21 protein-coding genes and 2 pseudogenes are annotated in these 21,573 nt (G+C 62.3%); 10 read left to right on the forward strand and 13 right to left on the reverse strand.

Translation table 11 applies throughout. From position 1 onward, the window contains the following. Window positions 1-191 (forward strand): annotated as a pseudogene (locus tag HFO99_RS24615) (IS110 family transposase); the annotation flags it as partial. A gap of 209 nt (window positions 192-400) precedes the next feature. Here the strand turns inward: HFO99_RS24615 and HFO99_RS24620 are convergent. Then, the gene (locus HFO99_RS24620) at window positions 401-757 is read right to left on the reverse strand and encodes a hypothetical protein (protein ID WP_003546432.1); all 357 of its coding nucleotides are present in this window, start codon (window positions 755-757) and stop codon (window positions 401-403) included. A 140-nt stretch (window positions 758-897) separates the two neighbouring features. Here HFO99_RS24620 and HFO99_RS24625 point away from each other — a divergent pair, with 140 nt between their 5' ends. After that, the gene (locus tag HFO99_RS24625; RefSeq protein WP_222253826.1) at window positions 898-1,653 is read left to right on the forward strand and encodes a DeoR/GlpR family DNA-binding transcription regulator; all 756 of its coding nucleotides are present in this window, start codon (window positions 898-900) and stop codon (window positions 1,651-1,653) included. Here the strand turns inward: HFO99_RS24625 and HFO99_RS24630 are convergent. Beyond that, entirely contained in the window at window positions 1,628-2,368 is a 741-nt protein-coding gene (locus HFO99_RS24630) for a hypothetical protein (RefSeq protein WP_222364163.1), read from the reverse strand. The two genes, HFO99_RS24625 and HFO99_RS24630, sit on opposite strands and share 26 nt — an antisense overlap. A 128-nt stretch (window positions 2,369-2,496) precedes the next feature. Next, the gene (locus HFO99_RS24635) at window positions 2,497-3,504 is read right to left on the reverse strand and encodes an asparaginase (protein ID WP_222364164.1); all 1,008 of its coding nucleotides are present in this window, start codon (window positions 3,502-3,504) and stop codon (window positions 2,497-2,499) included. A 386-nt stretch (window positions 3,505-3,890) separates the two neighbouring features. On the opposite strand from HFO99_RS24635, the gene HFO99_RS24640 reads away from it, so the two are divergent. Continuing rightward, window positions 3,891-5,102: an MFS transporter gene (locus HFO99_RS24640; protein WP_222364166.1), complete on the forward strand. Its 1,212-nt coding sequence runs from the start codon at window positions 3,891-3,893 to the stop codon at window positions 5,100-5,102. A gap of 25 nt (window positions 5,103-5,127) precedes the next feature. On the opposite strand, the gene HFO99_RS24645 is transcribed toward HFO99_RS24640, so the two are convergent. After that, window positions 5,128-5,751, reverse strand: coding sequence for a helix-turn-helix transcriptional regulator (locus HFO99_RS24645; protein WP_222364168.1), 624 nt, complete (start codon window positions 5,749-5,751; stop codon window positions 5,128-5,130). Window positions 5,752-5,853: 102 nt separating this feature from the next. On the opposite strand from HFO99_RS24645, the gene HFO99_RS24650 reads away from it, so the two are divergent. Further along, a complete protein-coding gene (locus tag HFO99_RS24650; RefSeq protein WP_222364169.1) occupies window positions 5,854-7,293 on the forward strand; it encodes an MFS transporter in 1,440 nt (479 codons plus the stop codon). A 93-nt stretch (window positions 7,294-7,386) separates the two neighbouring features. On the opposite strand, the gene HFO99_RS24655 is transcribed toward HFO99_RS24650, so the two are convergent. The 4 genes and pseudogenes from HFO99_RS24655 to HFO99_RS24670 form a co-directional block, all read right to left on the reverse strand. Beyond that, the gene (locus HFO99_RS24655) at window positions 7,387-8,385 is read right to left on the reverse strand and encodes an NAD(P)H-quinone oxidoreductase (RefSeq protein ID WP_222364170.1); all 999 of its coding nucleotides are present in this window, start codon (window positions 8,383-8,385) and stop codon (window positions 7,387-7,389) included. Between the two features lie 126 nt (window positions 8,386-8,511). Then, a pseudogene (locus tag HFO99_RS24660) lies at window positions 8,512-10,307 on the reverse strand (bifunctional diguanylate cyclase/phosphodiesterase). 157 nt (window positions 10,308-10,464) lie between these two features. Beyond that, the gene (locus HFO99_RS24665) at window positions 10,465-10,707 is read right to left on the reverse strand and encodes a type II toxin-antitoxin system ParD family antitoxin (protein ID WP_003546415.1); all 243 of its coding nucleotides are present in this window, start codon (window positions 10,705-10,707) and stop codon (window positions 10,465-10,467) included. Window positions 10,708-10,917: 210 nt separating this feature from the next. Then, window positions 10,918-11,472, reverse strand: coding sequence for an HdeD family acid-resistance protein (locus HFO99_RS24670; protein WP_029874334.1), 555 nt, complete (start codon window positions 11,470-11,472; stop codon window positions 10,918-10,920). A gap of 153 nt (window positions 11,473-11,625) precedes the next feature. Between HFO99_RS24670 and betI the strand changes: the two genes are divergently transcribed. From betI to betA, 3 genes are all read left to right on the forward strand, one after another. Beyond that, window positions 11,626-12,252, forward strand: a complete 627-nt coding sequence (gene betI, locus HFO99_RS24675) for a transcriptional regulator BetI (protein ID WP_222364470.1) — start codon at window positions 11,626-11,628, stop codon at window positions 12,250-12,252. Further along, window positions 12,249-13,712 carry a betaine-aldehyde dehydrogenase gene (gene betB, locus HFO99_RS24680; protein WP_222364171.1) on the forward strand — a complete coding sequence of 488 codons (1,464 nt, stop codon included), beginning with the start codon at window positions 12,249-12,251 and terminating at the stop codon, window positions 13,710-13,712. The genes betI and betB overlap by 4 nt, the downstream gene beginning before the upstream one ends. A 223-nt stretch (window positions 13,713-13,935) precedes the next feature. Next, entirely contained in the window at window positions 13,936-15,585 is a 1,650-nt protein-coding gene (betA, locus tag HFO99_RS24685; RefSeq protein WP_222364172.1) for a choline dehydrogenase, read from the forward strand. Here betA and HFO99_RS24690 read toward each other — a convergent pair whose 3' ends face one another. The 5 genes from HFO99_RS24690 to HFO99_RS24710 all read right to left on the reverse strand — a co-directional run bounded on the left by HFO99_RS24690 (window position 15,586) and on the right by HFO99_RS24710 (window position 17,658). Further along, window positions 15,586-15,885 carry a type II toxin-antitoxin system RelE/ParE family toxin gene (locus HFO99_RS24690; protein WP_020049057.1) on the reverse strand — a complete coding sequence of 100 codons (300 nt, stop codon included), beginning with the start codon at window positions 15,883-15,885 and terminating at the stop codon, window positions 15,586-15,588. It abuts the gene before it with no gap. Beyond that, the gene (locus HFO99_RS24695; RefSeq protein WP_027664997.1) at window positions 15,882-16,163 is read right to left on the reverse strand and encodes a YlcI/YnfO family protein; all 282 of its coding nucleotides are present in this window, start codon (window positions 16,161-16,163) and stop codon (window positions 15,882-15,884) included. Before HFO99_RS24695 ends, HFO99_RS24690 begins: the two co-directional genes overlap by 4 nt. A 71-nt stretch (window positions 16,164-16,234) precedes the next feature. Continuing rightward, window positions 16,235-16,708: a DUF6644 family protein gene (locus HFO99_RS24700; protein ID WP_222364173.1), complete on the reverse strand. Its 474-nt coding sequence runs from the start codon at window positions 16,706-16,708 to the stop codon at window positions 16,235-16,237. Between the two features lie 22 nt (window positions 16,709-16,730). Continuing rightward, a complete protein-coding gene (locus tag HFO99_RS24705) occupies window positions 16,731-17,117 on the reverse strand; it encodes a DUF6152 family protein (protein ID WP_222364174.1) in 387 nt (128 codons plus the stop codon). A gap of 94 nt (window positions 17,118-17,211) precedes the next feature. Beyond that, window positions 17,212-17,658: an RrF2 family transcriptional regulator gene (locus tag HFO99_RS24710; protein ID WP_017963424.1), complete on the reverse strand. Its 447-nt coding sequence runs from the start codon at window positions 17,656-17,658 to the stop codon at window positions 17,212-17,214. 420 nt (window positions 17,659-18,078) lie between these two features. Between HFO99_RS24710 and HFO99_RS24715 the strand changes: the two genes are divergently transcribed. The 3 genes from HFO99_RS24715 to cysN all read left to right on the forward strand — a co-directional run bounded on the left by HFO99_RS24715 (window position 18,079) and on the right by cysN (window position 21,422). Beyond that, entirely contained in the window at window positions 18,079-18,837 is a 759-nt protein-coding gene (locus HFO99_RS24715; RefSeq protein WP_222364176.1) for a phosphoadenylyl-sulfate reductase, read from the forward strand. Window positions 18,838-18,970: 133 nt separating this feature from the next. Next, the gene (cysD, locus tag HFO99_RS24720) at window positions 18,971-19,924 is read left to right on the forward strand and encodes a sulfate adenylyltransferase subunit CysD (protein ID WP_003546395.1); all 954 of its coding nucleotides are present in this window, start codon (window positions 18,971-18,973) and stop codon (window positions 19,922-19,924) included. A 1-nt stretch (window position 19,925) separates the two neighbouring features. Continuing rightward, window positions 19,926-21,422: a sulfate adenylyltransferase subunit CysN gene (gene cysN, locus HFO99_RS24725; RefSeq protein ID WP_222364177.1), complete on the forward strand. Its 1,497-nt coding sequence runs from the start codon at window positions 19,926-19,928 to the stop codon at window positions 21,420-21,422. Window positions 21,423-21,573: the final 151 nt, after the last annotated feature.

Raw genomic sequence — 21,573 nt, forward strand, 5'->3', positions numbered from 1 at the left:
AGAGCCTGTTCATGTGCGCCTTCACGGCAACCCGGCACAATCCGGATCTGGCCTCCTTCTATGCGCGCTTGCGCAGCAACGGGAAGCAACACCTGTGCGCCGTCATAGCCGTCGCCCGAAAACTCATCATTCTCGCCAACGCCATCCTCATCCGAAAGACCGAATGGACGCCACAGTACCGGCAAAATTGAAACATGGTTGCTCCCCGCTGGGGAGAAGAGATTTGTGGCAGCGCCTCACTTCCTCTCAAAGCGTCTGTTGTGGAACCGAAGCCAATCCGCTTGCTCCCTCTTCTCCCCAGCGGGGAGAGTGGCCCGAAAGGGTCGGTTTAAGGGGGTGAGCGGCAACGCCGCGAATGCGCTGAGCGTAAGCGAAGGGCAAAGCGCGGGCCAAAACCCTCTCACCCGCAGCCCGGCACATCCTCCAGCCGGTGCCAGACCGGGATGCCACGTTCCCGGGCGATGCGGACGTCGTTGTCGGCGCCCTTGGAATCGCCGGGCAGCCGCAGCACGCCTTCGCAGAGCTGCAGCAGCCGGCCGGCGACCGGGTGGAAGATCTCTTCGTAGAGCGCATCGCCGACCGACCGGCCGCCGGCGGCGTGCCAGATCGGCAGCGCCACCCATTCGCCGATCATCGGCACATGGCCGGCTTCAAACAGCGCGTGCGAGGGCGCTTCCAGCCGCTTCAGGTTGGCAGCCATCTTTTCCGGGTCGTCACCCGTCCCTGACCGATAAGGTCCGGCAATCAAAATCAACATGATCCACTCCTTCGCTCCGCTTATGCGTGAGCACTCCCGGCCTCATGCACGGGATTTCGTGAAAATGCACGATATTTCTTGAATGTCGAGTCACTTCGTGCAATATCGGGATATTCTGTTTAATCTCGTGCAGAGAGACGATGCTGACAACGCAACGCAAGACCCTCATTCTCGACATCCTGCGCCGTGACGGTCAGGTGATCGCCAAACGCGTCGCCGAGGATTTCGCGCTTTCGGAAGACACGATCCGGCGCGACCTCCGGGAAATGGCGGCAGAGGGCCTGCTGAAACGGGTGCATGGCGGGGCGATGCCGCTGGCGCCAGATCTGCCTGACTTCACCGCACGGCGCAGCGTCTCGTCACAGATCAAGGCACGGCTGGGGGCAGCGGCGGCGGCGATGGTCAAGCCCGGTCAGATGATCTTCCTCGACGGCGGCACGACGACGGCGGAGATCGCCCGGCAACTGCCGCGCGACATGCCGCTGACGGTTGCGACCCACAGCCCGACGATCGCCGCCGAGTTGGAACACCACCCGACGGCCGAGGTGATCCTGACCGGCGGACGGCTCTACAAACATTCGATGGTGGCGACGGGAGCGGCAGCGATGGCGGCGATCTCGCAGCTTCGCCCCGACCTTTTCTTCCTCGGGGTGACGGCCGCCCATCCAGTACACGGGCTTTCCACCGGCGATTTCGAGGAAGCGGCGATCAAGCGGCACATCGCCCGCTGCGCGGCCGAAACGCATGTGCTGCTGACTGAGGAGAAGTTCGACCTCGTCTCGCCCTGCCCGGTGCTTGGCATTTCCGAGGTGGCGGGGCTGATCGTGCCCATGGAGATGACGGCCGAACAGCTGAAACCCTATCGCGATCTCAACGGCGCAATCGCCGCAGCATGATGGTGCTGCGGGAGGGCTGCGGTGCTGCAGCATGCGGCAAGAAACTTGCGGCAAGGGCCGCGATGAAGGCCGCCAGCACGGCATAGGCCGGCGCCATACTGCCGGTTCCAAAGGTCAGCATCGTCTGCAGATATGGCTGCGCCAGCGCGATGATGACGGAAAGCGCCGGCATGTCGAGCAGGGTCCCGGCGATCCGCGACAGTTCCGGCATGAAGGCTGCGCCAGAAAGCGCGCCGTAGACCGCCGTCAGGCGGAGGGTGAGGCGCAACGGCACCGAGGCTGCAAGCGGCAGCACGTCGCCATCCTCCAGGGCAAACATGAGATAGGCTGCGAAAGTCGCCAGAAACAGGAAGGCGACGGGCAGTGCGGCCAGGGTGGCGGGTTGCGTCAGCGCCGCCGGATCCCCCGCCAGGAAGAGCAGGATCGGCGTGGAAGCGACGAACCAGATGGCGACGATCGGCCCCCAGAACCGGATGAGCGAGAGAGCGTGAAGACGGAGCAGCGTCGCCATGAAGAGCACGCCGATCGCGGTCCAGATGCAGGCGGGTTTGAGCACGCCCGATATTAGCCGGAGAGCCGGCTCGCAGGCGCCGGCCATGTCGCCGCAGCCGGACAGCTGGATCGTGAGCCAGGTGATATAATCGAGGCTCAGCGCGGCGAACATGAAGATGCCGATACCCATTAGCATCCACCAGAGATAGCGGCCTGCAAACATGCCCTGCCCTCACGGCTTCCAGGACTGTGCTCACGTCGCCGCGAAAGGGTGCATCCGCGATCGCGGGACGTACTCCTTTATATTAGGCAATTCTTATTTTTCTAATAACTTATATACGAAAGCTCGACTCATCCGGCCAAGGCGGAGGTGACCCTGATATCGCCGACATGGATGCCGTTCCAATTGCGCATCGGCGTTGCGGCATAGGCCATCAGGGCCGCATGCACCTCGCTTTCCGTCTCGAAGAAACGGGCGAGTGTCGCCGCCACCATGGCTTCGGCGGCGCGGGTCGTGCCATCCTCGCATTTGAGCGCGATGGCGATGCCCTTTTCCGGGATCGCCGCGCAGAAGACGCCTTCGGCGCCTGTCTTGCAGAAGATGCGGCCGGGAGCGATCTGCATCAGCGCCGTGCAGGCGCGGCCGGAGCCCGCGACATAGAACGGCTCGGCCATGCAGGCCTCGATCAGCCGGCGGGATGCCTTGGCGCGCAAGGGTTCCAGACCAATGCCGGTCGCCATTTTGGCGAAACCATGGGCAAGGCTGCGCAGCGGCACGGCATAGGTCGGAATCGAGCAGCCGTCGGTACCACAGCTATCGGCGCCAATCACGGCTCCGGTGAGGCTTTCGATCGCCGCGCGGATCTCAACCTGCAGCGGGTGGAGATAACCGACATAGCCCTTTGGATCGAGGTCCTGATGGCAGCAGGCGCAGATGAAGCCGGCATGTTTTCCCGAGCAATTGTTGTGCAGCGCGATCGGCGCCTCGAGCGTGCGAGCCTGCTGGATCAGGATCTTCTGGCTCATCGACCAGTGGGCGCCGCATTCCAGCGCCTGGGCATCGCGCCCGGCGCGCGACAGCATGGAGTGGGCCAGTGCCACATGCTCGTCCTCGCCATTATGCGAGGCGCAGGCCAGCGCCAATTCCTTATCGCCGAAGCCATAGGCATCGGCCGCACCACTCTCGACCAGCGGCAGCGCCTGCATCGCCTTGCAGGACGAACGCGGGAAGATGGCGGCCTCGATGTCACCCAGCGAGAAGACAAGCTTGCCGTCGCCATCGACTACAACCACCGCGCCGCGATGACGACTTTCGACGAGCAGGCCGCGGGTGACTTCGACGGTGACGGGATTGGTCATGAGCTTTTGTCCGGATGCTGGCGGGATAGCGCAGTCCATAACGCGTCACGCGGCGAAAGCCAACGGGGTTGACGCTTTGCCAGGCTTAGGCGGCCGCGCGGGTGCCTGCCTGATAGAGCACCGGGTCGATATGTGGCTGGATGTCACACAGATTCCGTCCTCCTCGGCCTTGTGCCGAGGATCCATGCCCGGTGCTGATAGATGCCAGCGTGGATCCTCGGGTCAAGCCCGAGGATGACGGAGGGTGGGGTGAGCCTCGCTGCGGGCTCGTTCGGCGATCACATCGTCCGAATATTCATCACATAAATTGACCGAAGCGATCGAAAACTATCGTTTCTCTGATAGGTCAGATGCAGCTAAGAGTGGTGCATCAGGAACCGCTCCCCATGCCATCCACCTTTTCCTTGATCCTTCGCGACAACAGGATCCGCATCCCAACCGTGACACTCGTCGCGCTGGCCTTCACCTATGCTTCGACCGCGCCCTACCAGTCGATCATCGGGGTCAATGAACTCGGCTTGAGCAATGGCGCCTATTCGGCGCTGGTGTTTTTCTCGGCAATCGTCAACGTCACGACCAGCCTGACGCTCGGCATCTGGTCGGACAGGCTGAAGGAGCGCCGGCCGCTGGTGCTGGGGCTTTCCGTTGCCGGCATGCTCGGCTTCGGGTCGATCGCGCTCATTGATAGCTCCGTGGTCTTCATCTTCTCCACGCTGTTGCTGGTGCCGATGAGCAATTCCACCTATTCGCTGCTGTTTGCCAGCCTGCGCGCCAGGACGAACCAGATGGACCGCGGCCAGGGGGCGGCGATCACTGCAACGGTGCGGGCGCTGTTTTCCGGCTCATGGGCGCTGGCGCCGGGGTTGATCGGCCTCTATCTCGTCAGTTCGCCGTCGATGACGCCGGCCTATGGGATCGCGGCCTTGGCAAGCTGCACCTGCTTCTGCCTGTATTTCTTCTTCGCACCCGGAAATGGCACCGCCGGCCCTGCCCCCGATCCAGTCGGCTTCTTTGCTTCGCTGAAACGGATCTTCGTGCCGCATGTGCTGTCGCGCGTCATCGTCATGGCGATGCTGTTCGGTCTGCAGCGGCTGAACAGTATGCTCTTGCCGTTGATCATCGTCCATGCGGCCGGCGGCACCGTGGTCGATGTCGGCTTCATGGCAGGCTTGACGGCCTTGCTCGAGATGCCGTTCATGATGATGTGGGGCTTTGCGCAGCGCCGCTTCCGAAGCGCGCATGTGCTCGCCTTCGGCGCGCTGATCTATTGCGTCTATCTGCTGCTGCTCGGTTTTGCTTCCGCGCCCTGGCACATCTATGCACTGCTCCTCGCCAATGCCTGCGGGGCGGCAGCGATCCTCAGCGTGCCGATCACCTATCTGCAGGACCTGATCGCGGACCGGCCGGGACTTGGAACGTCGCTGATCTCGCTGAACACTTTCATTGGGGTTGGCATCAGCGCCGGCCTCTTCGCCTTCGGCACCGCGATCACCGATTATTCCGGCACCGCCTTCGTCGGCGCGGCCGCGGATATCGCATCGATCGGCGTGCTGCTCTATCTCGAAAGCAGCCGGTGGCAGGCGCGGCAGTTGGCTTGAACCACGACGTTCCGATCGACAGGCGTCAACGTGGCGTGATGCGATAGGCGCAACGGCGGGCGCCGGCGAGGATGTGCTCGCTGCGCTCGACGCCGGCGCCGAGGACGGCGCGGAAGGTTTCGAGTTCGGAGCGGCAGAAGCCGGCGCAGGCGGTGGCGGCGGCGCAGATCGGGCAGTGGTTTTCGACCAGCATGAAGGAGCCGTCCGCTTGCCTCCAATGATCGGCCATATAGCCCTCGCGGCTGCGGATGCCGGCAAGGGCCTCGACGCGCGAGGCTAGGTCACCGATCTTGTTGAGTTCCTGCCGATAACGCTGCAGCGTCTCGGCCTCGCGGGCGGAGATCACGGTATCGAGGGCTGCGGGGCCGAGCTGTTCGACGAGCGTGCCGAGGAGATTTGCCGTCAGCTCGGCATGGCCATCCGGGAACTGGCGGTTGCCGCTGGCTGTGAGGTGCCAGAGCTGACGCGGCCGGCCCCGGCCAGAAGCGGCAACGGTGACCGGTTCCACCAGCCCCTCCTCCGCCATCTTCGAAAGCTGCTGGCGGGCGGCTTCGCCTGATATCCCGAGCGCATCGCCGATCGCGGCGGCAAGCTGGGGGCCGTCGGTCTTTATCAGGATCAGGATCCGGATGGCTGGAGACTGACGCATATTTTCCAAGTCAAGTCTTGTTTTAATCAGCGCTACGTGTAATTTTCCAATTTATAACTTGGAAAATAATCCTTCGCCAGTAAAAATTCTCGGGGGCCTCCCATGTCGAATATCGACCAGACTGCAGCCATCCCGAACCCCAGTTCCCTTTTCCGCCTCTTTCTGCCCGAGCACCTGCCGGCAACCTTGATGCTGGCCGGCGGCGTGACGCTTTATGCGGTGGAGAGTTACATCATGGCGACGATCGCGCCTTCGATCGTGCGCGATATCGGCGGCCTTGCGCTGTTTTCCTGGGTCACCAGCCTGTTCGTCGCCGCCGCCGTGCTCGGCTCGATCTTCGTCGCCATGCGGCCGCGCGGCATAGGGCTTCGATCCATCTATGTGATTGCAGCGCTGGTCTTCGGCGCCGGCTGCCTGATTGCCGCAGCCGCACCGTCGATGCCGGTGGTGCTGATCGGGCGCTCGGTGCAGGGTCTCGGAACCGGCGCGCTGGCAGCGCTCGGCTATGCCTTCATCCGCTTCGTCTATCCCGAGCCGCTGTGGCCGAAGGCATCGACGCTCTACGCGGCAATCTGGGGGGTCTCGACCGTCATCGGGCCGACGCTCGGCGGCTTCTTTTCTTCGGGTCAGACCTGGCGCTATGCTTTCATCGTGCTCGTGCCGCTCGGCCTGCTGATGGCGTTCCTGGCGCCGCGGCTGTTGCCCGACGTCGAGGACGACCGCGAGCAGGTAAAGACGCCGGTTGCCCAGATCGGCCTGCTGCTTGCTGCCGTGTTGATGGTCAGTGCGGCCGGCGCGATCGAGACATCAGGCGCGAATATCGCTTTGATCGCGGCCTCGGTCATCGCGGTGGCGACCATGCTTCTGATCGAGCGAAAGAGCCCGAACCGGCTCTTGCCGTCCGGCGCCGTCAGCCTCTCCCGGCCGATTGCACGGGTCTACCTGACGATGTTCGCCATGACCGTCGTGCTCGTCAGCGACGTCTTCATTCCCTATTTCCTGCAGACCCTGCATGGGGTGGCGCCACTCCTATCGGGTTATTTGGTGGCGCTCGTCGCCCTCGGCTGGACATTCGCTGCCTTCCTCAGCGGCTCGCTGACCGGCAGACGGGCCTATTGGGCAATCGTCATTGGCGCCCTCATCGAGGCGGCGGCGACCGCTTGCCTCGCCGTCTTCCTGGCCAAGGACAATCCCGAGGGGCATCTGCTCCTCATCGTGCCGGCGGCGATCGGCATGTTCATGATGGGCTTCGGCATCGGGCTCGGCTGGGCGCATCTGGTCGCCATGGTGCTGAAACTCGTCGCCGACAACGAGAAGGACAAGGCCTCCGCCGCGATCCCGACGATGAGTTCGCTTGGCGGCGCTTTTGGTGCCGCCTTCTCAGGCGTCATCGCCAATGGCGCCGGCCTCGTCGATCCCGGCGGCATAGCAGGCGCGCTTTCAGCGGCGCACTGGCTCTATCTGCTGATGGCGCTGCCCGGTATTCTTGCCGTCGGCATCTCGCTAACGCTAGAGCGCCGCGCGTCCGACCGGACGCGCTAAGGACGCTCTATCTCTTTGTTTTGGCGCAATTCCCGGCAAAAGCGCTTCACGCCTTGCCTGGCAAAACCGCTGCACACTTTTGCTGGAATTGCTCTAGCCGACGCGCAGCATGACCTTGCCGACATGGCTGCCTTCTTCCAGCAACCGGTGCGCTTCGACGACCTCTTCGAAGGCAAAGACCTTGTGGATGACGGGGACGACGGTGCCGGCGGCGAGCAGCGGCCAGACCTCGGAGAGCAGATCGTCGCGGATGGCGCGTTTTTCTTCCGCCGTGCGCGGCCGCATGGTGGAGCCGGTGACCGTCAGGCGCTTGACCATGATCGGCGAGAGATTGACCTTTTCAGCAATCGCGCCGCCAAGGAAGGCGATGATCGACAGGCAGCCGTCCCTCGCCAGTGAGGCGATGTTGCGCTCGAAATAGGCGGCGCCGATCATGTCGAGGATGATATCGACGCCGTGGCCGGTCTCGGCCTTGATCACCTCGGCGAAATCTTCGGTCCGGTAGTTGATCGCGCGTTTGGCGCCAAGCTTTTCGCAGGCTTCGCATTTCTCCTTAGAGCCCGCCGTCGCGTAGACCTCGGCGCCGAAGGCGCGGGCGAGCTGGATCGCCGTGGTGCCGATGCCGCTGGAACCACCATGGATCAGCACCGTCTCGCCTTCCGTCAGCCCGGCCATCTGGAAGAGATTGGCCCAGACGGTGAAGAAGGTCTCAGGCAAAGCTGCCGCCTTCACCGCGTCATAGCCCTTGGGAAAGGGCAGGATCTGGCCTGCCGGCAGCAGGCAATATTCGGCGTAGGCGCCACCATTGGCGAGGCCGCAGACCTTGTCGCCGACGGCATGGCCGCTGACGCCCGAGCCGACGGCAACGATTTCGCCCGACAGTTCCAAGCCGAGGATCGGGCTCGCATCCTTAGGCGGGGGATAGCTACCTTGGCGCTGGGCAATATCGGGGCGGTTGACGCCGATCGCCTCGGCGCGCACCAGGACCTCTCCGTCGCCGGGCACAGGAAGCGGACGCCTGCCAATCGCCATCACCTCCGGTCCGCCGAAGGACGGCAGATCGACGAAACGCATATCCTGAGGCAAAGGCATGACCGGCTCCTCCCTAATCGTAAGCAACCGGAATAAATCAGCCCCGCAGGCTTGGGAAGGCACGATGTGGCAAAGGCGTCAATTCGCCTCGCCCACGGCATAAGTGCTACAGCGTCCTTTGCGCGTCTAAAAAGACGCGCGGCGCTGTAGGAAATGGAAGACGAGACCTTCCTCGCTGTCCTTGGCGGCCGACTTGATGATGGCGATCTCGGCGCTGACGCGGTTGATATCGTCAACAACGAGGCCTTCCGGCAGTTCGATGACGCCGATCGAGCAGCGCATCAGCGGGAACAAAGCTTCGGCGCCGGTGCGGTCGTGACCGAGGATGCGGCCGGCGGCGCGGTCCTCGTCGGAATAGAGATCCCGCACATCCTCATGAAAATCGCTGATCAGCCGATCGAGGATCTCCGTCAGCTCCTCCTTGGTCCAGCCGACAATGCCGATGAAGAAATCGTCGCCGCCGACATGGCCGAGGAAATGGCGCTCAGCGAAGAAATAGCGGCGCATCAGAGCGGCAAACAGCGAGATCGCGTGGTCGCCGAGATGGAAGCCATAGGCATCGTTGAACGGCTTGAAATTGTCGAAGTCGCAATAGCAGAAGTGGCGGAGCTCATCGCCGTCGCGGCCGGACTGACGCATGTAATCGCGGATGGCGCGATTGCCCGGCAGGCCGGTCAGCGGGTTCTGGTCCTGTGCGGTCTTCAGCTGTTTCTCGTTGATGACCTTGATCAGCGATGCAGCGGAGACGACGCCGGCATAACGCTGCCTTCCATATTGGCGAAGATGGCCATCAGCTGCTCGGCGTCGCTGTCGAGGCCGACGATCGGCGCCATGTCGACGAAATGCGAGATGCTGCGCTCATACATCTTGTTCTTCAGGAGATCGCGACCGAAGGGCTGGTAGATATATTCCTTGAGGTGATGCTCGTGGATGATGCCGCGCGGCTCGTCATTGGCATTGAGGACTGGAAAGAAGGCCTGGCGCGGATTGCGGCGGAAGAGTTCGAAGACGCTGTCGATGCTGTCGTTCTCATAAACCGTGGGCAGCAGCTCGATCTGCTTGCGGATGAGGATTTCGTCGAGCGACTGGCTGCCCCGCTTGCTCTTGCCGAGCTCCTGCAGATGCGGGAAGGACGGCGCCAGCTCCGATATATGCGTCGTTGGGCGGGAGATGAACCAGCCCTGGACGAGGTCGACGCCATATTCGCGGCAGGCGATGAATTCGGCCTCGGTCTCGATGCCTTCGGCGACGACGCGTGTGCCGAGCACGTGGGCAATATTGACGATGCTTTTCAAGAGATGACGCTTGCGCGGGCTGCGATCAATCTCGGCGACGAAATGACGGTCGATTTTGAGATAATCGACGGGATAGTCGCAGAGCAGCTTCATCTCGCCATGGCCGACACCGAAATCGTCGATCGCCAGCTTGAAACCGGCCTTGCGCAGCCTGGAAACCAGGCCGGAAAATTCCGGCACGCTGGTATTGTCGAAACGTTCGGAGAATTCGAAGCAGACGGAGGATGGCGGGATATTGGCCTTGCGCAGGTGTTGCAGCAGGGTTTCGACCAGGCTTTCGCCATGCGGGATGAGCCGGACATCGAGATTAAGGAACAGCGTCGCGGTGGAGAAATTCGACAGCGTCGCGAATTTGGCGAGCGCGCGGCTGGCGACCATCTGTTCGAGCTGCAGCAGCTGGCCCAGCTGATGGGCCTCGTCGAGGATTTCGACCGGCGTATCATAGCCGATGCGGTCCTGGCCGCGCATCAGGGATTCGTAACCGAAGACCGTGCCGGTGCCGGCCTCGACGATCGGCTGGAAGGCGTTCTCGACCACGAGCTTGGCAAGGGTTACGATCTGATCGCTGGCGTAGCGGCGCAGGACATCCGGCGCGACGGTGGCAGCCAAGGACATCCCGGTTTTCATTGGGGCTGATCTCCACTGTGACTTGTTCTTTTCGTCCGGAACATGCCGCAGAAGGGTCAATGAACTCTTTCGCCAATGTGAAAGTTTTATGAAACGCGCAAGGGTCTTGCACGCGCTCCGCGTTTATTCAATTTTTCCAATACAATCAAACGCTTGTTCAGGCGGAGCGACGGCGCTCCGCCTCGTGATCGGCGAACATGTCGGCGACGCATCTGCCGCCTGACGGAACGCCCTCGTCGTCGAGAACATCGTCCCGGAACTCATTGAGCTTGCGGGTGCTATCCCACAGGCGGAGCGCCTCGCGGACGACCTCGCTGCTCGAGGCATAGCCGCCATTGTCGACCGCGGCGCGGATGCCCGCTGCCTGTTGCGGAGAGATGGAAACGGTGACCATCGGCATGAACTTCCTCCCTTTTCTGATCAGGCAGAACCCTGCCTCTGGGGGACGCATGACCATTTTTAGCATTCTCGGCGAACTCGCCGGTGCCTTGGTGCATTCGCACTCAGACCGTTCTTGCGCGGGACCGGCCTGTAACCCGTTAAGTCTAATCCCCTGTCCTAGTCTTGTCAAAAAAGAACGGGTCTTGTCAAAAAAGAACGGTCAGCGGCATCAGTTTGAACTGCGGATGCCGAGGCCGAAGGCGATCAACGTCGAGCCTTGGACGATGAGATCGGCGGCCAGGAACAGGCCGAGGATCCACAGGCTGTTCACCGGCCAGCCGAGCGCGATGACGAAACCGGCAAGAGCGGTGATGACACCGCTTGCGACGATCCAGCGCCAGCCCTTGGTGGGCTTCATGCGCATGCCGACCCAGGTGCGGAAGACGCCGGCGACGACGAGCGCCAGCGACAGAAACAGCGTCAGCGCCGCCGAAGTCAGGATCGGGTTGATGAAGGCGCAGATGCCGGCAAGCACATAAAGCAGGCCGCTCAGTATCCAGAACAGCACGTGATCCCAGCCGCGCACCTGGAAGGCATGGACGAGATAGATCACGCCGCCGAACAGCATCAGCATGCCGACATAATAGACCGAGACGACGGTGGCGAGCATCAGATTGCCGAGCGCGATCAGACCGCAGACGAGCAGCAGAACGCCGAGACCGGCAAACCAGATCCATTTCGACTGCAGCGAAGATGTCGGCGTTCCCTCGAAGACATCGGCCATGACGCACCTCCTGACACATTCGAATATGCTGCAGCAATTCGGCAGGGAAAGATCTGCATCCAAGCAAATCGCTAAAGATTTTTATTGATTGATCAGTCAATCAAAAATAACCTGTCGCTGATTTCAAGGAGTGGTCTGTTGCCGAAGGTCGGAATGGAGCCGGTGCGCCGCAAGGCGCTTGTCGATGCGGCGCTGCGGGTGATCGGCGATCACGGCTCGCTTGCCGTCACCATGTCCGACATCGCCCGGCAGGCCGGCGTGTCGCCAGCGCTGGCGCATCATTATTTCGGCAGCAAGGAACAATTGCTGATCGAGACGATCCGCTCGCTTCTCCGACAGTTGCGCAGCGATACGGTGGCTGCGCTCAAGGCCGCCAGGACGCCGCGCGCCCGGCTTTCGGCCGTCATCCGCGTCAGCTTCCACGCCGACCAGTTCGCGCCGGGCACAATTGCCGCCTGGCTTGCCTTTTACGCCGAAGCGCAGCGTTCGGAAGAGACGCGCCGTTTCCTGGTGATCTATGCCAGGCGGCTGCGCTCCAATCTGCTGGCTGATCTGAAAGTGCTGTTGCCAGCTGACGCCGCAGAACGCATCGCCGAAGGCGCTGCGGCGATGATCGACGGGCTCTATATCAGGCAAAGTCTGAAATCGGCGCCGATCGGCATTGAAGCCTCGATCGCGCTGACGGAAGATTATCTGAATGCGCTTTTGGCCATCGCCTCCCCCTCTCCCCGGAGCGAGAAGGGAAGACCACATCGAACCACCCAAGGACAAATGACATGAAAGCCCAGCCGAAAGCCTCGCACTTCATCGACGGCGAATATGTCGAGGATACCGATGGCGCCGTCATCGAGAGCCTCTATCCCGCGACCGGCGAGGTGATCGCCCGGCTGCATGCCGCAACGCCTGCGATCGTCGAGCGGGCGATCGCCGCCGCCAAGCGCGCCCAGCCGGAATGGGCGGCGATGAGCCCGATGGCGCGCGGGCGCATCCTGAAACGTGCAGCCGACATCATGCGCGAGAGAAACCGGGCGCTGTCCGAACTCGAGACTCTCGATACTGGCAAGCCGATCCAGGAGACTGTTGTCGCCGACCCGACCTCGGGTGCGGATGCCTTCGAATTCTTCGGCGGCATTGCGCCGGCCGGTCTCAACGGTTCGCAGATCCCGCTCGGCCAGGATTTTGCCTATACCAAACGGGTGCCGCTCGGCGTCTGCGTCGGCATCGGCGCCTGGAACTATCCGCAGCAGATCGCCTGCTGGAAAGCTGCGCCGGCGCTTGTCTGCGGCAATGCCATGGTGTTCAAACCGTCCGAAAACACGCCGCTCGGGGCGCTGAAGATCGCCGAGATCCTGCTTGAGGCCGGACTGCCGAAGGGGCTCTTCAACGTGATCCAGGGCGACCGCGACACCGGGCCGCTGCTCGTCAACCATCCCGATGTTGCCAAGGTGTCGCTGACCGGATCGGTGCCGACCGGCCGCAGGGTGGCGGCGGCTGCCGCCGGCAACCTCAAGCACGTGACGATGGAGCTCGGCGGCAAGTCGCCGCTCATTGTCTTCGACGATGCCGATCTCGATTCGGCGGTCGGAGGCGCGATGCTCGGCAATTTCTATTCGACCGGCCAAGTCTGCTCGAACGGCACACGCGTCTTCGTGCAGAAGGCGATCAAGGACGAATTCCTGAAGCGGCTGAAGGTCCGCACCGAGGCGATGCTGATCGGCGATCCGATGGACGAGGCGACGCAGGTCGGCCCGATGGTCTCCTGGGCGCAGCGCGAGAAGGTGATCTCCTATATCGAGAAGGGCAAGGCCGAGGGCGCAACACTCATTGCCGGCGGCGGCATTCCGAACAACGTCTCCGGCGAAGGCTATTACGTCCAGCCGACGGTGTTTGCCGATGTCACCGACGACATGACAATCGCCCGCGAGGAGATCTTTGGCCCCGTGATGTGCGTGCTCGATTTCGACGCCGAGGACGAAGTGATTGCCCGCGCCAATGCCAGCGAATTCGGCCTTTCCGGCGGCGTCTTCACCGCCGACCTCACCCGCGCTCACCGCGTCGTCGACCGGCTGGAAGCGGGCACGCTCTGGATCAACACCTATAATCTCTGCCCGGTGGAAATCCCCTTCGGCGGCTCGAAACAATCCGGCTTCGGCCGCGAGAATTCGCTGGCCGCGCTGGAGCATTATTCCGAGCTAAAGACGGTCTATGTCGGCATGGGGCCGGTCGTGGCGCCTTATTGAATTGAAGAACAACTGCCCTGCCCTTTGCCCCTCACCCTAACCCTCTCCCCGCGCGCGGGGAGAGGGGGCGTGCCCTAAAGCAGCGTCGAGATTAAGGAAGGCGGCGCGGCATATCCCCTTCGCCCCGCAAGCGGGGAGAAGGTGCCGGCAGGCGGATGAGGGGCAGGCTCTGGGAGACACAAGACGCAGCCAGATGATGGCAGGCTCTAGGAAAGACAAGACTATGCAAGCAGATTTCGTCATCATCGGCTCGGGTTCCGCCGGCTCCGCCCTCGCCTATCGCCTCTCCGAGGACGGCAAGAACAGCGTCATCGTCCTCGAGGCGGGCGGCAGCGATTTTGGGCCGTTCATCCAGATGCCGGCAGCCCTTGCCTGGCCGATGAGCATGAAGAGATATAATTGGGGTTATCTGTCCGAGCCGGAGGCGAACCTCAACAATCGGCGCATCACCGCGCCGCGCGGCAAGGTGATCGGGGGCTCCTCCTCGATCAACGGCATGGTCTATGTGCGCGGTCATGCAGAGGATTTCAACCGCTGGGAGGAGCTCGGCGCCAGCGGCTGGGCCTATGCCGACGTGCTTCCCTATTTCAAGCGGATGGAACATTCGCATGGCGGCGAAGAGGGCTGGCGCGGCACAGACGGGCCGCTGCATGTCCAGCGTGGCGGCTTCACCAATCCGCTGTTCCGCGCCTTCGTCGAGGCCGGCAAACAGGCGGGTTTCGAGACGACGGAGGATTATAACGGCAGCAAGCAGGAAGGCTTCGGTCTGATGGAGCAGACCATCTTCGGCGGCCGCCGCTGGTCTGCCGCCAATGCCTATCTGAAACCGGCGCTGAAGCGGGACAATGTCAAGATCGTCTATGGCCTTGCCCAGAGGATCGTCATCGAGGACGGACGTGCCACCGGCGTCGAGATCGAACGAAACGGCAGAATAGAGGTGGTGAAGGCGAACCGCGAGGTGATCGTCTCGGCCTCCTCCTTCAATTCGCCGAAGCTCTTGATGCTGTCGGGCATCGGTCCCGGCCAACATCTGCAGGACATGGGCATTGCGGTGAAGGCTGACCGGCCGGGCGTCGGCGCCAATCTGCAGGACCATATGGAATTCTACTTCCAGCAGGTCAGCACCAAGCCGGTGTCGCTCTATTCCTGGCTGCCATGGTTCTGGCAGGGGGTGGCCGGCGCCCAATGGCTCCTCTCGCGCGGCGGGCTTGGCGCCTCCAATCAATTCGAGGCCTGCGCCTTCCTGCGGTCTGCAGCAGGGCTGAAGCAGCCCGATATTCAGTACCATTTCCTGCCGGTGGCGATCAGCTATGACGGCAAGGCGGCGGCGAAAAGCCACGGCTTCCAGGTTCATGTCGGCTACAACCTGTCGAAATCGCGCGGCAGCGTGAGCTTGCGCTCCGCCGACCCCAAGGCCGATCCGGTGCTGCGCTTCAACTATATGAGCCATGTGGAGGACTGGGAGAAGTTCCGCCACTGCGTGCGCCTCACCCGCGAAATCTTCGGGCAGAGCGCCTTCAACGATTATCGCGGGCCGGAGATCCAGCCGGGAGAAGGCGTGCAGAGCGACGACGAGATCGACGCCTTCCTGCGCGAACATCTGGAAAGCGCCTATCACCCTTGCGGCACCTGCCGGATGGGCGCCAAGGACGATCCGATGGCGGTGGTCGATCCGCAAACGCGGGTGATCGGCGTCGATGGCTTGCGCGTCGCTGACAGCTCGATCTTCCCGCACGTCACTTATGGCAATTTGAACGGGCCGTCGATCATGACCGGAGAGAAGGCGGCCGACCATATCCTCGGCAAGCAGCCGCTGGCGCGCTCGAACCAGGAGCCGTGGGTCAATCCGCGCTGGGCCGTCAGCGACAGGTAGTCAGTGGTAATCTTCTTCGCGCTGGTGACGGACGGCGAGGACAATGACGCTCGTTTCATTCATCACTTTGAAAAGAATGACATACCCGGCTGAACCGAATGGCACGACGAGCTCGCGCAGCAAAGGATCGTCCGCAGATGCGCGTCTGGCCATAAGCGGGAAATCCTGGAGTATCATCAGCGCTTTTTGGATGGCGTTGATCGCACGTTCCGCCAAATCCGGATCATGTTCGATCAGAAAATCGGCGAGCCGGTCCAGATCCTCATAGAAGGTCTGGGTATACTTTAGCTCGAAGGTCATTTCTGCTGCGCTGCTTTACGGGCTTTCGCCTTTTCAAGCTTTTTGCGCACCAACGCCTGAATGTCGTCCGTTGTGTAAAACACACCAGTCCGCTGCGCGTCAGCCAAGCCAGCCAGACCGCGCGCGATGAACTCCGCTTGGGTCTTTCTATAATCGATCTGGCGGCGAAGAGAGTCCTCTATCAGCGACGACAAGCTCTCGCCTTCTTTGAGAACGCTTTCGGCGGCAGCGCGCAATTCAGGATCCACGCGAAGGGACGGGAGAGATGCCGTTTTCATGACTTCCTCATGCGTTGCAATTGCAATGCAATATGATGGATCGTCGTGTTATATTCAACTCCCCTCCACTATCAGAGAAATCCGATCCAGCGTCCCGCCACAAGTGCGGCGATCCATATCGCCGCCGACAGAGCCGCCGATACTCTTATGGCAGGACGTAGAATGCCGACCGTGGTTGCCGTTCGCCAACCCTGCCCAGCGTGCACCACCAGCACGTTGAGTAATCCAAAGGCAACCAGTCCGAGCTTGGCGAGGAAGGCGGGATTGGCGGCATATTCGACCGCCCGGACGCTGAAGAGGCAGAAGCCGGTGACAATAGCCGCGGCAAGGCCGACGCCGGCGCAGCGTGACAGAAACGGCGCGACGATCTCAACCGGCACCTTGTGGACGAAGCCGGCGAGCCTCAGATCGAGCGGCAGGATGGCGCCGATGAGAAGGCCGATCGCCACGATATGGGCTGCGTTGACGAACATGTAGAGCGTTCCGGAGCGCCGGAGCGCGAGCGCAGGCGTGGTAGCCGACAGCCATTCGAGAGTGTCCATCACGACAGGTCAGTTCGCCCAGAGGTCAGTTCGTCTTGATGCGGTCGGGATAGATATCGTAGCGCTTCTCTCCGATAGTGAGACGCACCGCCTTCATCCGCTTCTCCTTTGCATCCTGCGAACGGTTTCCAAGGGCCACCACCTGGTCGCCGGGCTTGGCCACGCCTTCGACGAAGCCGGAGCGTTCCGTCTGGCGCGGATTGCCGAGCTCGATAAGCCAGACGCCGTCATCGGCGGTGGCGACATCGAGCGTCGGATGTGGTCCGCCCATGGAGATCTTCTCGATGGTGCCACGCAGTTCGATCTGGTCCGCCTCGGCCCAGGACCAGCCGTGATGAGCGGCCGCGCCTGTCGCTATGGCCGCCGAGAGTATGGCAGCAGCCAGTATCCGCTGTGCTGAAATCATAGACATGATATTCTCCCTACCAGCATGAGCAGGCAGTTGGAGCATCGGAGCCGGAGGAAAAGGTATTTCACCAAATCTTGAGAAAGAGGCGGGCGTATGCTCAGGCCAGCAGCCGGGTGACTTCGGCGCTGTGCTTTGGGGCGATGGCATCGGCGATCGTTGTCGAGAACAGCACCTTGCGGGTGGCGTCGGCGACTTTGGCGAAGACGTGGCGGATCTGGCAATTCTGTTCACCGTCGCAATCGTCGCATCTGCGGTAAGCAGTGATCGAGAGGCACGGCAGCGGCGCGATCGGGCCGTCGATGATGCGCAGGATCTCGCCGAAGGTAATCGTGTGGGCGGGCTTCAGCAGGAGATAACCGCCCTGCTTGCCGCGACGGCTGACGACGACGCCGTGATGTTTCAGGTCGAGCAGGATCTGTTCGAGGAACTTTTTCGGGATCTTTTGCTGCGCCGCGATATCGGAAATCATCACCGGTTCGTCGGCATCGGCATCAGCCAAGACCGTGAGCGCTCGCAGCGCATATTTCGCCTTTTGCGTAATCATTTTTGACCATCGACACACACAGGCGGCGCGAATTTCCGCACCGCTACGGAAGTACTTTCACCTCTATGGCACAACCAGCATGAACGGAATTTGAACGCGCCGGAAAAACCCTTGAGAGACAAGCGTTTTGGCCTTGTTTTTCGCCCTCGGCCAAGCGCGCTTAATCTATGCCAAAAGCGCGCCTTCTGCACCATTTTCGGAATCACTTCAGATTTCGGATTGACAGGCTGCGTGTAACTCTACTATTTCTATAGACATTCGAGCTGCCGATGTGGATTTTCATCCGCAGGCGGCTGCTTTTCTGCATCGCGGCAGCTTCGGAGAGATATTTGCTCCTCCGGCCGCAGCTTTCGAAATCCCTTTTTCTGTCCGATCCATGCGGGAACTGCGATACTCCCGTCAACAAAGGACAGGAATCTCATGACTGCTATCAATACGATTGCGGAAGAAGGGCCGATTGCGGAAGCCGAGGCGCTGAACGACAGACTGACAGGCCTCGACCTTGCCGGACGTCTGTCGCTGGTCTCCGGTCTTGGCGGCCGCGTGGTGTTCACGACGTCGCTCGGCATCGAGGACCAGGTGATCACCGCCGAGATCGGCACGCACCGCCTGCCGATCGATATCGCGACGCTGCAGACCGGCCGGTTGTTTGCCGAGACGCTGTCGCTGATCGACGAGACCGAAAGTCAGTACGACATCCATATCCATCGTTTCGAGCCCGAGAAGGCCGATATCGACGCCTATGCGGCGCAATACGGCCTCAACGGTTTCTACGAGAGCGTCGAAGCCCGCCATGCCTGTTGCGGCATGCGCAAGCTGAAGCCGCTTGCGCGTGCCCTCGAAGGTGCTGCGATCTGGATCACCGGCCTGCGCCGCGGCCAATCGGCCAACCGGGCCGAAACGCCCTTTGCCGAATACGACGCCGAGCGCCACCTGCTGAAGGTCAATCCGCTCGCCGACTGGGACCTGGAGGCGATCAAGGCCTTCGTTTCCGCAAATGGCGTGCCGGTCAATCCGCTGCACGCCCGCGGTTATCCCTCGATCGGCTGCGAGCCCTGCACCCGGGCGATCAAGCCCGGCGAGCCGGAACGTGCGGGCCGCTGGTGGTGGGAGCAGGACGAAACGCGCGAATGCGGCCTGCATGTCGCCGAAGAGGCCGCAGCGATCGCCGCACAGTAAATCACCCCACGGCTTTCCCAATCAGGGCGCGGCGACCGCCGCAGCCTTGGGAAAGTCAACATTCCCTGGGAAAGCCAACATCAAGGAATTGCTTTGCGGGCACCCGCAAACGACCGATAGCCTGGAGTAACACATGCCCGATAGCCGTCCGGATACGGAACTCAGCAATCCGCAGAGCGCCAAGGCGCCGCTCGACCCGCATCTGAAAGCGCTGGAAAACGAATCCATCCACATCTTCCGCGAGGTTGCGGCCGAATTCGAGCGTCCCGTCATGCTCTATTCGATCGGCAAGGACTCCTCAGTGCTGCTGCACCTGGCGCGCAAGGCCTTCTATCCCGGCCGCGTGCCCTTCCCGCTCTTGCATGTGAACACCGGCTGGAAATTCTCCGAGATGATCGCTTTTCGCGACGAGACCGCGAAGAAGTATGATCTCGATCTGATCGAGCACATCAATCCGCGCGGCAAAGCCGAAAACATCACGCCGTTTACGCATGGATCGGCCGCCTTCACCGACATCATGAAGACCGAGGGGCTGCGCCAAGCGCTTGATGCCGGCCAGTTCGACGCCGCTTTCGGCGGTGCGCGGCGTGACGAGGAAGCCAGCCGCGCCAAGGAGCGCATCTATTCCTTCCGCACGCCCGACCATCGCTGGGATCCGCGCAACCAGCGGCCGGAACTCTGGAACATCTATAACGGCATGATCCGCAAGGGCGAGAGCGTGCGCGCCTTCCCGCTGTCGAACTGGACCGAAGTCGATATCTGGCGCTATATCCAGGCCGAGGACATTCCGCTGGTGCCGCTCTACTACGCCAAGAAGCGGCCTTTCGTGGAGCGCGACGGCATGATGATCCTGGCCGAAGATCCGCGCCTCGAACTGCTGCCCGGCGAAGTACGCCAGGAAGGCATGATCCGCTTCCGCACCCTCGGCGACTTCCCGCTGACCGGCGCCATCCGCTCACAGGCCACCACCCTCGAAGAGGTGATTGCCGAACTCGAAATTGCAACGGTGTCCGAACGCCAGGGCCGCGCCATCGATCGCGACCAGTCCGGGTCCATGGAAAAGAAGAAGCGTGAAGGATATTTCTGAGATGACTGCAGCCCAAACCGCCGTCTCGGCCGCCACCGTCGTCAGCCTGCCCGCCGCCGAGCCGCTCAAGGCTCAGCGCGATACCAGGCCGCTGCGCCTCATCACCTGCGGCAGCGTCGATGACGGCAAGTCGACCTTGATCGGCCGCTTGCTCTGGGACACCAAGGCGGTCAAGGAAGACCAGGCCGCCACCCTGCAGCGCGATTCCACCGGCAAGCAGAACGATCTCGGCCTGCCCGACTTCGCGCTGCTGCTCGACGGCCTGCAGGCCGAGCGCGAACAGGGCATCACCATCGATGTCGCCTATCGCTATTTCTCGACCGACAAGCGCTCCTTCATCGTCGCCGACACGCCCGGCCACGAGCAATATACCCGCAACATGGCGACCGGCGCCTCGACCGCCGATCTCGCCATCCTGCTCGTCGATGCGCGCCTCGGCATTCTCGAGCAGACGCGCCGTCACGCGACGATCGCCTCGCTGCTGGGGATCAAGCAGTTCGTGCTTGCCGTCAACAAGATCGACCTGACGGGCTACGACCGCGCCGGCTTCGACAAGATCAGCCATGATTTCCGGGAATTTGCCCTATCGCTCGGCGTCAAGCAGATCACCGCCATTCCGATGTCGGCGCTGAAGGGCGAAAACGTCGTCTATTCCGGCCAGGCCGCCATGCCCTGGTATACCGGCCCTTCGCTGGTGGAGACGCTGGAGCTTGCCACCGTGCGCTCGTCGCAGACGGTCGGCTTCCGCCTTTCCGTGCAGCGCGTCTCGCGTCCCGGCGAAAGTTTCCGCGGCTATCAGGGCACGGTTGCCGGCGGCTCGGTCAAGCCGGGCGACAGTGTCATGATCTTACCGTCGGGCATGGTCGCCAATGTCTCGAAGATCGTCACCTTCGATCTCGTCCGCAACGCAGCCGTTGCCGGCGACGCGATCACCCTGGTGCTCGACCGCCAGGTCGATGTGGCGCGCGGCGACATGATCGTCTCGATCGACGCCCAGCCGCAGGTCGGCCTTGCCTTCGACGCACAGATCGTCGCGCTGCAGCCCGAGGGTATCGAGCCCGGCAAACGCTACTGGCTGAAGAGCGGCAGCCGCCGCCAGCGTGTCCAGGTGCAGCCGCTCAGCCAGTTGGAGCTGAAGACCGGCACCTGGAACGCCGCCCAGCGGCTCTACATGAACGCCATCGGCAAAGTCCGGCTCATCTTCGACGAAGCGGCGATCTTCGACCCCTATGAGCAGAACCGGCTTTCCGGCTCCTTCATCCTGATCGATCCGGAGACCAACAACACGGTCGCCGGCGGCATGGTGACCGGCAAGCGCAGCGAACTTGGCGGCCTGCACAATGGCGAAGCCCGCGTCATCCTCTCGCTTCCGGCCGATCTGGCCGAGCAGATCATGGCCAGCGAACTCTTCGCCAGCCGCAGCCACGAGGCCGAGGTGCGGCGCATGACGGCCGCCGAAGCGGCCGACCTCTGGTCGAGCGCTGCTAGCGATATCTGAAATAGGTAAGGGGCCAGCAAGGCTGGCCCCTTATGCGGGGCCGGATCCGCCTGCTGCGCCCGGCGGAGTCTTCGCGAACGGCGCTGTCGCAAATTTCAGTGATGAAATTGATCAGATCCTCGGACGGTGCGGCAAGCTCTCCACGCCCGTT

This window comes from Rhizobium leguminosarum (assembly GCF_019798305.1).
In the GTDB taxonomy this organism is placed as follows: Bacteria; Pseudomonadota; Alphaproteobacteria; order Rhizobiales; family Rhizobiaceae; genus Rhizobium; species Rhizobium leguminosarum_U.